The organism is Paraburkholderia bengalensis (genome assembly GCF_037126505.1).
In the GTDB taxonomy this organism is placed as follows: domain Bacteria; phylum Pseudomonadota; class Gammaproteobacteria; order Burkholderiales; family Burkholderiaceae; genus Paraburkholderia; species Paraburkholderia bengalensis.
This window is the reverse complement of the sequence record NZ_JACFYJ010000298.1, coordinates 1-535: the sequence shown is the minus strand read 5'-3', so window position 1 is coordinate 535 and position 535 is coordinate 1. Positions and strand designations below refer to the sequence as shown.

Below are 535 nucleotides of genomic sequence, written 5' to 3'. Positions count from 1 at the left end.
TGTGCACACCATCGTCAAGGAGGTGTTTGCGCGTGCCGCCGGGCGGCTACGCGAGCGTGGCATCGAACACGCTGCACGCGCTGACCTGCTGGAAAAGGCGTCGGCACACTGGCTGAGGCACACGGCCGGCTCGCACATGGCCGACCGTCAGGTGGACCTGCGACATGTGCGCGACAACTTCGGGCATGCGTCGCTGACGACGACGAGCATCTACCTGCACGTCGACGAAGATCGCCGGCATCAGGAAACCGACGAGAAACACCGCATCGACTGGTGACCGATGGACGGTCAGTTGAACCGTGATTGAGGTCCCGGCCGGAAGGCCTTCGGCGCAGTCCGCAAGTCACAGCGCGTATGCCAGAATCCGGATGACATATCTGAACAACGCAGTCTCTTCAGCCATGGAAACGATCGAAACTGAACCGCAGGTCACCGCAAATCGCCGCGGTGTAGCGTTCACCCTTGTGCACCAGGGACGTCCTGTCGAATGCGTCGTCACGACCGCTGCGCTCGAGGCCTGGTTCTGGCTCGAGCC

Annotated in this window: 2 protein-coding genes; both read left to right on the top strand. The window is 62.4% G+C overall.

The window, feature by feature from the left end; translation table 11 throughout:
* Positions 1-277, top strand: a 277-nt coding sequence (locus H3V53_RS43365) for a tyrosine-type recombinase/integrase (RefSeq protein ID WP_336603062.1), incomplete at its 5' end; no start/stop codon positions are given.
* A 91-nt stretch (positions 278-368) separates the two neighbouring features.
* Positions 369-535: DUF1488 family protein (locus H3V53_RS43360; protein ID WP_419539759.1), on the top strand; the 167-nt coding region annotated here is incomplete at its 3' end.